Origin of the sequence: Dialister sp. UBA1703 (genome assembly GCA_002320515.1) — a bacterium.
Taxonomy (GTDB): domain Bacteria; phylum Bacillota; class Negativicutes; order Veillonellales; family Dialisteraceae; genus Dialister.
Genome location: DCJJ01000035.1, coordinates 1 through 7,564, shown reverse-complemented (window position 1 = coordinate 7,564; position 7,564 = coordinate 1). Strand labels below are relative to the sequence as shown.

General features: G+C 45.9%; 7 protein-coding genes. 1 reads left to right on the top strand and 6 read right to left on the bottom strand.

Annotated elements, in window-relative coordinates:
- Nucleotides 1-69: 69 nt before the first annotated feature.
- Nucleotides 70-393 carry a cupin domain-containing protein gene (locus B2Y11_RS01750; protein ID WP_291055386.1) on the bottom strand — a complete coding sequence of 108 codons (324 nt, stop codon included), beginning with the start codon at nt 391-393 and terminating at the stop codon, nt 70-72.
- A gap of 142 nt (nt 394-535) precedes the next feature.
- Here B2Y11_RS01750 and B2Y11_RS01745 point away from each other — a divergent pair, with 142 nt between their 5' ends.
- On the top strand, nt 536-1,201 hold the full coding sequence (locus tag B2Y11_RS01745; protein WP_291055384.1) for a Crp/Fnr family transcriptional regulator: 666 nt from the start codon (nt 536-538) through the stop codon (nt 1,199-1,201).
- Here B2Y11_RS01745 and B2Y11_RS01740 read toward each other — a convergent pair.
- From B2Y11_RS01740 to B2Y11_RS01720, 5 genes are all read right to left on the bottom strand, one after another.
- The gene (locus B2Y11_RS01740) at nt 1,161-1,727 is read right to left on the bottom strand and encodes a DUF1848 family protein (RefSeq protein ID WP_291055382.1); all 567 of its coding nucleotides are present in this window, start codon (nt 1,725-1,727) and stop codon (nt 1,161-1,163) included. The two genes, B2Y11_RS01745 and B2Y11_RS01740, sit on opposite strands and share 41 nt — an antisense overlap.
- Before the next feature lie 423 nt (nt 1,728-2,150).
- Nucleotides 2,151-2,582, bottom strand: coding sequence for a hypothetical protein (locus tag B2Y11_RS01735; protein ID WP_291055380.1), 432 nt, complete (start codon nt 2,580-2,582; stop codon nt 2,151-2,153).
- Nucleotides 2,561-2,962 (bottom strand): solute carrier family 23 protein, encoded by a 402-nt coding sequence (locus tag B2Y11_RS01730; RefSeq protein WP_291055378.1) that lies wholly within the window; start codon nt 2,960-2,962, stop codon nt 2,561-2,563. Before B2Y11_RS01730 ends, B2Y11_RS01735 begins: the two co-directional genes overlap by 22 nt.
- A gap of 8 nt (nt 2,963-2,970) precedes the next feature.
- Entirely contained in the window at nt 2,971-3,594 is a 624-nt protein-coding gene (locus B2Y11_RS01725; RefSeq protein WP_291055376.1) for a xanthine phosphoribosyltransferase, read from the bottom strand.
- Between the two features lie 725 nt (nt 3,595-4,319).
- On the bottom strand, nt 4,320-6,767 hold the full coding sequence (locus B2Y11_RS01720; RefSeq protein ID WP_291055374.1) for an ESPR-type extended signal peptide-containing protein: 2,448 nt from the start codon (nt 6,765-6,767) through the stop codon (nt 4,320-4,322).
- Between the last annotated feature and the right edge of the window lie 797 nt (nt 6,768-7,564).

The window sequence follows — 7,564 nt, the reverse complement described above, 5'->3', positions numbered from 1 at the left end:
TCCGATAACGATTTAATCAGCGCTCCCTAAAAAAACACCGGCAGAAAGCCGGTGCCTTTTCCTAAATCATTAATAAATCCGTACCATGGAGAACTTGAACTTTGTAACCGCCTGCAGATGGTGAAGGGTTCCCTTCTTCATGAACAGGAAATCCCCCTTCCTCACCGGATGGTCGATGCCTCCCACCTGAAGAACCGCCTCCCCTTCCAAAGCCTGGAAAATGAGATCCGCCGGCGCCTGATGGTCAGGAATAAGCACTCCCGCGTCCACCGCCATAAGCACATACTCCGCCTTATCATTGCTGTCAATCACCAGCGGACGGAAACTGCCTTCCTTAAATTCCGCCTTATCTGCCAGATTGAAAACGACGCCTTCCTGAATTGTGTTAATCATATGAACCATCCTTTCTTTATACCTGAGATCTGTAAGCTCTCATTTCTTTATCTGTCAATAGTATAAAGAAAATCCGCCGCCAAAACCTTGATACCTGTCAAGAAATCGAAAATTTCTAAATTTTTATAAAAAGAAGGTTTCCATGAAAGAACATCACTGCGTATCCATCGTCCCTCTCTTCAACCACCTCACCGAAGAGGAACAGAACCAGGTAGAAAGCCTCATCCTCCACCGCCACTTCCGCAAAGGCGAAACCGTATGGCAGCCAGGCGAAGACCCCCTCCTCATCATCGTGGCAAAAGGCTCCATGAGAGTGTACATGCTCTCCGGCAGCGGCAGAGAACAGCTCCTCCGCCTCCTCACCCCCGGTAGCTACGAAGGGGTCAATGCCCTCCTCGGTGCCAGAGCCCAAAGCATTTACATCGACACCCTGGAAGAAACGGACGCCTGCCTCCTCCGCAAAACCGACTTCAACGCCCTCCTCCTGAAAACCCCCAGCCTGGCCCTGAAACTTCTGGAAATGAACGCCCAGCGCATGGCGGACACAGAAAACCAGACCCGCTTCCTCATGATGGAAAAAGTGGAAACAAGACTGGCCTCCTACCTCACCGCCCTTTCCAATGAAAACGAAAAGGACACGGTAGAAATCCCCATGAAAATGAAAGACCTCTCCGCCTACCTGGGCACCACCCCCGAAACCCTGTCCCGCAAACTCCACCTGCTGGAAGAAAAAAATATCATCCGCAGAAAAGGAAAGAAAATCGGGATTATGGACAGAGAAAAACTGAGAGAAATGGCGGAAGAATAGGGTTCAGAGGGGAAGGTTGACGGGGCCTTTGGCCCCGGTTGCGCAGCGTTTTGCTGTACAGGTCTATAAAGCTGAAAATGCACCCACTCGTATACCCTCGCAAAGCTTCCGCAATCCTGCCAAAGGTATCCAGATGTTTCTGCAAAATATAGGTCGAAGAAAGAAAAATCGGGTCGTAGCGCCAGAAGACATGATCCGATCCTACTATATCGGATAACCGCCGGAAAGAATCAACGACTTCACTAATAGGCGGCACATGAGGCTCTATCTCTTCCCCATAGGCCGTAATGGTCACATGCCAGACTTGCCGAAAGTCATGAAGTTCTTTAAGTCTCGGTATCATAGGCTTTGGATTTTTAGTACAAAAGCAGATGGCATCCACTGCATCCGGCCGAAGCGAATACCGTGTCACCCGGTGAGGATTGAACGGGTTCCTGACCATAACAAAGCCCACTTTAATCCGATTCATAAACCAGGTACTGTAAAAAGCAGGGATATCCGTACGCTGGCCTGTATTGACTATCATAAAATTCCCATCTTCTTCAAAAATAAAATCCCGTTTCGCTGCCTGCCACGATTCCGCTGGGAAAGGACGCTAACGGTCTTTCCTTACAGTATAACTGCATTTTCATTCTTCTGAAAGATTTCTCCGCTCCTCGAACTTTGGGAGCGTTGCGTGTATTCTAACTCCTTTGCTCCCATCGGTCAAAATGACGTAAACTGTTTTCTGTCTTTCCCGATTGAACGATTTCACCGTTGTGATTCATCCCCCGCTTCGTCCCCGACTACGCTGGGAAAGTGTAGTACACATTGTGCTGAAAATGGACTCAGGAGAATAAAGAAATCCGCCCTCCCGTCATTCGCACCGAAACCAGTAGACAGACTGTACATTCCAGCCCCTTTCAGGCAAATAAAAAGACCCCGAAGGGTCTTTTTATTTGCCTGGCTTTTACTTTTCTTTCATGGTTTCTTCCATAGCAAAAAGAATCATGGTATCCACATAGCTTCGGAGATCGGGATTTGACACATTCTGTAAATCTTTATTCTCCACATTCAGGATGTCATAAGCCAAGTCAGAAGCTGCTTTTTCATTTTTAACGCCTTCTTTGCCGAAAAGATCCGCCACATCGTTTCTTACTTGCTGCAATACTTTATATCCGTAGCTGTCCTTTGTCCAACGGTGTGAATCTCTGTAAAACTCCATACGGAGATCCATACGGTCAAGGAAGACTTCCCGGGCATATCCTTGTCCGGTATATAACCGCCCGTGCTTTGTCACTTCCGTCTTATACCGCTTTCCATACCATTGTCCGAATTCCTCAGCTCTTTTAAGCAGCTCTTTGCTGGGAGCCTCCACTGTTAGAGACTCCTGATCAGCCACCAGGCGGCTCCCAATCCAAGAATGCCCTCCAAGATTCCGCCCACAAGAACAGCGCCAAGAATAGCGCCATAACCGTATTTCAAGCCGATCACGCAAAATACGGAAACGAAAGTAAAACTGATCCCCATGATGACAGGAAGTCCACTTCCGAGACGAAAGAAAGGATACATTTGAAGAAGAGAACCCACGCCGGCGATAATCATAGCCGCCTGCACGATAGCTCCCGCTTCCGGAGCCGACATTTTCACCACACCCGTAACGATGAGAATCGGCGCGATATTTGCCACAAACATGGCAAGAACATGCTGAAGACCAAAGGGAACGGCTTTCTGTACAGAAATCTTTCCGTCCAATTCATAAATAGGATCTCTGCTCACCATAGCCTCCTTCAGCGGAACACAATGGTGCCTGTCTCGGCATCCATCTTTTCAATAATTGCCAAAGAGCGGACATCATATCCGGCTTCTCGCAAAGCGTCGCCGCCGCCTTGGAACCCTTTCTCAATGCAGATTCCAATACCTTCTGTAACGCCTCCCGCCTGCTTCACCAGATCAAGAAGACCGTTCACAGCGCAGCCGTTCGCCAGGAAATCGTCCATAATGAGAACATGCTCGCCGGCTTTCAGATATTTCTTCGACACCACCACATGATTCATACGGTTGTGCGTATAAGACATGACCTCCGTAGCAAACATATCTTTATCCATATTGCTCCCCGCCGATTTTTTCGCAAAAACCACCGGAACGCCGAAATAAACCGCTGTAAGACAGGCAATCCCGATCCCCGACGCTTCAATGGTAAGAATCTTATCAATTTTTTTATCAGCAAAAAGCTCTTTAAATTCCTTCCCCAATCGGCTGATAAAAGGCACGTCAATCTGATGATTCAAAAAGCTGTCCACTTTGAGTAAATTCCCCGGTTTAATCACGCCGTCTTTCAAAATTTTGTCCTGCAATAAACTGCACTCCGCCACAATGCCCTCCTTGAGACGAACTCCAATGCCTCTTTCCATATAATTTTTTATTATAGCAAAGAAGAAAATAATTCGCAAAAAGGAGAAATAAGTTAACAGCTGCTAGCTCTCAGCTAACAGCTATCAGAAGACAGAAGTCAGCTAACAGCTATTAGCTTTCAGCAGCTAGCGGCTAATAGCTCGCAGCTAAAAGCCATGAAAATGTCATTCAGAACGGCGGTAAGAATGCATTGTGAAGAATAATGAAAAACAAGAATGTGACGCAGAGCGAAGAATCTATTACTCTGATGACAGTGAACGGAATACAGAAGTCAGTCGTCAGCTATTAGCTGACGACTAATACGAAACGGTCATTCCTGCGAAAGTAAATGGAAATTAACTCATATGGTTTTGTCAATGTGATTGAGAAAGCGGGAATCTATTACTCTGATGACATATAGCGGTACGCTTGCTCAAAACAGTATCAAGACAGTCGTTAGAGTATCCCCGCCTGACTGTGTCAGTATTGCTTTTTTGTTTAGTGACACTTAGTGTAAAGATTCTCGGTCAAGCCAAGAATGACGGCGAGGATTCAGTGATCAGTTATCAGAAGACAGTAATCAGCAGCCTCTTAACTCATGTCCAAATCTAAGCCTACAAGCTACCAACGGTAAGCCGTAAATGTTTTCTGCCTTTCCATATTTCCCCATCGCAAAAAGCACGATACCGTCACACTTGACAGTACCGTGCTTTTTATTACTTACAAACCTTTCCTTATAGCCGTCTTACTTTCCTTTGCGAAGTTCTTCCAGCTGTTTCAGAACATCTTTCATCTGCGCGTCTCTTTCCGCGTCTTTGGCTTTCAATGCTGCAATTTCCTTATCCTGAGCTTCAATGCGGTTTGCCATCTCCACCTTGGAGTACTTGGTGTATACATCGCCTCTTCCCAGTTTCACGGAAACGCCAGCATTCACCATGTTTCTTGAATCTCCCATGGTAAATCCTAAGTTCAGCATTGTTCTTTCGTTCGGACGGTAGAAGAGTCCTACGGCTGCCGCACTGGCGTTTCTATAGTTGCCAAAGCCTGCCGCTATGTCCCATTTGTCATGAGGATCGAAGTCCAGCGGATGGAGTCCTGCCAAGGCAGCCGCTCCTGCTCCTACTTTATTGATCCTTTCTCCCAATTCTCCTACAGTATTGTTCATGTTGTAAATGGTGTTCCCCAGGTTCGTAATATTGTCGGTATTCTTGCTTACCTGTTTGTCCAGTACAGACAGATTGTCTCCAGCACTGTTTCCTTTCTTCACATAGGTGCCGTCGTTCTTCACATGGGTTTCATTGTATACGGTTCCGCCGCTGACGATTCCCGTATTTCCACTTTCTACTTTACCGTCAGTTTTTACATTGATGGTGTATTCTTTGGCATGAAAGTCATTGTCTTTGTCTGTAATGCTTACATTTTCACCGGCTTTCACGGTGCTTCTGGTGTCAATCTGGCCCGCTACGGCTGACAGGTCAACGCTGCCCTTTACTTCATTTCCTGCTGTGTCTTTCACACTCATGGATAAGGTATTTCCATTTAGGGTTAAGGCATCATTATTTGCGACTAATTTATCGTTTCCGTCTGCTGTCGCTCCGGCTACCGCTTTTTTCAGCTGCGCTACATTGACAGCGTCTGTATCTTCTTTCCCTGCCGCTACATTCGTAATCTGGCGGGTAATATTATTAGCCGCGTCGCCGACGGATACAGCAGCAGCAGTGGATTTCCAGGTCGGAGATGTTTCTGTAGACGCCGCTTTAGTTGAAGGATCATAACCTGCCACGCCTTTATCCGTGGACGCGACGGATTTCGCGCCGAGCGCCACACCGCCTGCTACAGTTACATTAGCATTATGTCCAAGGATAGCCGCATCGGCAACTTTTGTTTCCATAACGGTATCAGAAGAACCAAGGATGATGTTTCCATTCGCCCCGGTGAGCTTTCTCTTATCCCCAAGAACGATTGCATTCTTTGTATTATTCACTACATTTTCCGAACCGATAACGGACACATGCTCTACATTCGTCGCTTCATTCTTATATCCGTTCAGCAAGCTGTAAGTTGCTTTGTTTGCCGCGGTTCCTTTCAGCGTATTATTGACCCCGATCATCTGGGACGCCTGCGTATAATCCGCTGTATTACCGCCGCCGATAGCTAAAGTAGCACCGCCGCCATTGGAATCTTTCACGGCTTCACGCAGTATATTCGCCAAATCTTTAGCTGAAGTTGGATTAGTAGAGAATAAACCACCACTAGGCAAGCCGGAAATACCATCAATGGAATTCGTGATTTCATTTCCGGCACCGAAAACCAAAGCACCGTTAGAATTCTGTGTTCTATTGGCAATACCGACAACACCATTAGCAATACCAGAATAATATCCTGAGCCTGCTGAGTCCATAGACTCTACACTATTCAAAGCACCAGTAACTGTAGCACCAAAATTTTTCTGACCATTCGCGGATCGCCCGCCATTATATTCACCGGAAATAATGTTATAAACCCCAGTAGTTGTCGTGAATGCACCATTACTAAAACTATTTGCACCAATAGTAGTCGCATAAACATTCAGATTAGAAGCACGAGTAGCGGCACTATCCACAGTTGTATCTCCCAACGCACCTCTGTAATTATGAGAACCAATCATCGTACTGCCGGTACGAGCAAAGGTGTTATCACCAATAGCAATACTGCCAACAACCTTTGTCGGATCTCGAGGAATACGGGCACTAGAAAGAAAACTTCCAGAGAAAGTCGTTTGTCCAAGTGCAAAAGTTGCCTCACCACCACCAGCCATGTTTTCTATTTTAGCATTTTTACCAATGGCAATACTGCCGCCTTGGCTCGCATAGTTGTTAATATTAGCACCGCTGCCTACTACAATATCACCGGTCGCTGCGCTGGCTCCATTGGAATAGCTGATCGTCGCACCCTTACCAATCGCTACATTTTCCGCTTTCGGCGCACTGCTACTTGCACCAACAGCCACGCCATCGCCAGTACCAGCCGGATTTGTTGCCGGTGCCGCATTCGCCGTATACCCCCCCACAAAAAGGCTCATTCCTACCGCTGCTGCCAGCGCCGTTTTCACTGCTTTCGCAGAAGCGCCTTTGGCATGGCTTTTCGCCACTTCTGATGTGACTACATAAGCATGCTTCGCTTTACTCCAAATGACTTTGTAAATATGGTTCATAAATACCTCCTAAAACAATAAAACCATAAAAGAATCGTCTTATTTTCCCGACGATACACTTTTCATCCTTCGCTTCCCCTTTTTGTTCCACGACCGACTCAAAATTTAACGGACAACTACAGGTCAGCCAGATCACGTTCCTGACAATGATTATTAAATAAATGAAATTTATTTAATACATTATATCAAAAAACGCATATAATTTCTACTTTTCTTCAGCAATGAGTCATTAATGACGATTTCTTATAGTCACGAGCTTTCAGCTGATAGTTGGTAACTGACAACCGATTTCTGATAGCCGGTTCATCGTCACTCAGAGCGAAGCGAAGAGTCTATTTCTCAGCTGCGAGCCGTTAGCTGTTAGCTATTAGCGAAAAGGCAGTAATTGGTAACTATAAGCCAGTAGCTGATAGCTGATGGCTGACAGCCGTTTTCCGTTTACTATCATCAGAGTAATAGATTCTTCACTCTGTGTCACATTCCCGTTTTCCATTATTTTTCACAATGCATTCTTCCCGCCGTTCTGAATGACACTTAAGGTAAGAGTCACTTAGTTTGCATACCGTTTTTCTTGGCAAAATATCATTATCCATCAATCGTCATCCAAAGCGTTAGCGAAAAGTCTATTGCCATAGTAAGGAGTAAGGAAAGAATAATTCTGTCTGCTGGTTTCTAACTTCTGTCTTCCGACTTCTGTTCTCTGGTAGCTATCAGCTGACAGCTAATAGCTTATATATTTTGAGAGAAATACAAAAAGCACCTACATCTCTGTAAGTGCTTCTTTCTTAATCAGCAGC

Excerpts from the sequence above, each read along its gene's own strand:
- B2Y11_RS01740 (WP_291055382.1), bottom strand. The coding sequence starts at position 1,727 with ATGATAGTCAATACAGGCCAGCGTACGGATATCCCTGCTTTTTACAGT.
- B2Y11_RS01720 (WP_291055374.1), bottom strand. The coding sequence starts at position 6,767 with ATGAACCATATTTACAAAGTCATTTGGAGTAAAGCGAAGCATGCTTAT.
- B2Y11_RS01750 (WP_291055386.1), bottom strand. The coding sequence starts at position 393 with ATGATTAACACAATTCAGGAAGGCGTCGTTTTCAATCTGGCAGATAAG.
- B2Y11_RS01745 (WP_291055384.1), top strand. The coding sequence starts at position 536 with ATGAAAGAACATCACTGCGTATCCATCGTCCCTCTCTTCAACCACCTC.
- B2Y11_RS01730 (WP_291055378.1), bottom strand. The coding sequence starts at position 2,962 with ATGGTGAGCAGAGATCCTATTTATGAATTGGACGGAAAGATTTCTGTA.
- B2Y11_RS01725 (WP_291055376.1), bottom strand. The coding sequence starts at position 3,594 with ATGGAAAGAGGCATTGGAGTTCGTCTCAAGGAGGGCATTGTGGCGGAG.